The organism is Moorena producens 3L (assembly GCF_000211815.1).
In the GTDB taxonomy this organism is placed as follows: Bacteria; Cyanobacteriota; Cyanobacteriia; order Cyanobacteriales; family Coleofasciculaceae; genus Moorena; species Moorena producens.
The window spans coordinates 61,995-63,924 of sequence record NZ_GL890942.1 but is presented as its reverse complement, the minus strand read 5'-3'; the positions used below and the strand labels follow the sequence as shown (position 1 = coordinate 63,924).

Genomic DNA, 1,930 nt, shown 5'->3' with positions numbered 1-1,930 from the left:
CTCGAAGTACCAGGGGGTTAACGTAAAAATTAGTACATGCACCCTTTCCTACACTCCCTAAACCTTACCTCGTTTCTTTAAGTATTCTTCGTCTGTAGACTCGTCGTCTATAGACTCGCCGTCCATAGGTCGTGGTAAATACGTAAGATAATAATAAATTTTTACTATCACGGCGATCAGCCGTTTAAGGGTCCGTCGCAAGTGACCCTCCCGCATCCGATCGGTTCCGAAAACGAACGAACAACCATCCGCCTGCATGTTCGGCAATAAGCCGAATGAGCGCCCACTGGATATAGGCGTTGAGAGTAGGACATAAATAATTAGGTATCTCCTTAACTGGGGCGTCCAGAGGCCAGCCGGAGACCTCGGAAAAAATCAGCGGCTGGCTCTTACCGTGGAACGTTTTAGCGTCCACGGTAATTTTATTATAACACAAAAAATACTATATTATAACATATTTTGAAAAGTTTTGTAACAAATGTTGGGAGCAGGGAACAGGGAACAGGGAACAGGGAGCAGGGAGGCGTAGGGTGCGTGATCAGACGGGCTCGCCCTGATTTTCACGGTCGCCAGTGTTGGCACCCATCCCGCAATGCACCACCGGGTCAAACTATATTCGTTTATTAACTATGTTGGATAGAACCTTGGGCCAGGACCGACGCGATCGCATTTCAATACCACACCCTAAACTTCCGTTAATTCCCGATTCCCGATTTCCTAACTATTCCGATATTGACGCAGTCGCTAATAGTGGAAACCACAGCAGTTGACTTGCTCTCCACCCTTAGCATTTCTACCACTTTTACCACGCTTTCCTCCCTATTCCCTGTTCCCTATTCCCTGTTCCCTAAAAAAATAAATTGTCAATTTTCCTTTTATCCCTTAAACTAGTATTATCGGAATAGTTAAAACGGAGTCCACTGATGAACAAGTGCGTTGGAACTACTGAAGCAGCATCTCTATTAGGAATTTCTTCTCGACGATTGCGCCAACTCCTAGAGAAGGGTCGGGTCCGGGGTGCCTATAAAAGCGGGAAATTCTGGATTATTCCTCTGTTCAACCATTTGCCACAAATTACTAAAGGTAATCGTGGACCAAAGGGGAAATGGCGCACTAGTCGTACAACCGCTTTAGCGAAGATTAATGTCAATCGCAATCACATTGGCTCGAATATGAAGAAAAGCCCCAAAGACCGGAAGCCAGTGATTTCAGTTAAACGAAAGGGCACTAATCTCTACGGTAATGAGGTGGAAATCCTTGGTCCTTGTAAGATTGTTTATCAGCCGGATAATCCCCTTGATTGTGGTGCTCGTTTGTGGATCGAAACCTTCAGTGATATTCACTTTATTTCTTGATGCAGTCGCTCATGGGGGAAACCCCCAAGACCGCGCTGCATCGCTGGTGGTAGTTTTCCGGCTATTAGCTAAGTCGGTCAAGGCTTTGCAACTATTCCAAATTATCTATTTCATTTAGTCCTGCATCAAGACATTGGGTGCATCTCATTTTTGCTGTTTGACACGGTGGTGCGTTACGGGGCGGGCTATCCAAACCCTGACTACGAGGCGAAAAATGAAGACCCCCCTAACGCACCCTACGCAAAATTTTCAAATATGAGATGCACCCAAGACATTGAAGTATGAAAGCGCGATCGCTAGTAAGCATTCAGCCGTCAGCTGTCAGCCGTCAGCTGTCAGCCGTCAGCTTATTTTATTCAAAAGCTATAGTTATTGTAGGGTGGGCAAATGACAGAATTCCAGATTATATGGTGATTGGCTATGAATTTGCCCACCCTACTACCCCACTATTTCATTATTTGGTGCTGCATCAAGACATTGAAGTAGTTATTGTAGGGTGGGCAAATCGACCCGATTCGAGATCTTGTTGTCAGAGGGTCAGCATTTGCCCACCCTACGCCTACTGATCTTTTCGA

Annotated in this window: 3 protein-coding genes; all 3 read left to right on the top strand. The window is 45.6% G+C overall.

Features of this window, described 5'->3' with window-relative positions; all coding sequences use genetic code 11:
* Positions 1–629: 629 nt before the first annotated feature.
* The 3 genes from LYNGBM3L_RS44030 to LYNGBM3L_RS41340 all read left to right on the top strand — a co-directional run bounded on the left by LYNGBM3L_RS44030 (position 630) and on the right by LYNGBM3L_RS41340 (position 1,921).
* The gene (locus LYNGBM3L_RS44030) at positions 630–770 is read left to right on the top strand and encodes a hypothetical protein (protein WP_154659869.1); all 141 of its coding nucleotides are present in this window, start codon (positions 630–632) and stop codon (positions 768–770) included.
* 153 nt (positions 771–923) lie between these two features.
* Complete coding sequence (locus tag LYNGBM3L_RS20965) at positions 924–1,355, top strand: MerR family transcriptional regulator (protein ID WP_008187594.1); 432 nt, start codon at positions 924–926, stop codon at positions 1,353–1,355.
* Positions 1,356–1,636: 281 nt separating this feature from the next.
* A complete protein-coding gene (locus tag LYNGBM3L_RS41340; RefSeq protein WP_008187592.1) occupies positions 1,637–1,921 on the top strand; it encodes a hypothetical protein in 285 nt (94 codons plus the stop codon).
* Positions 1,922–1,930: the final 9 nt, after the last annotated feature.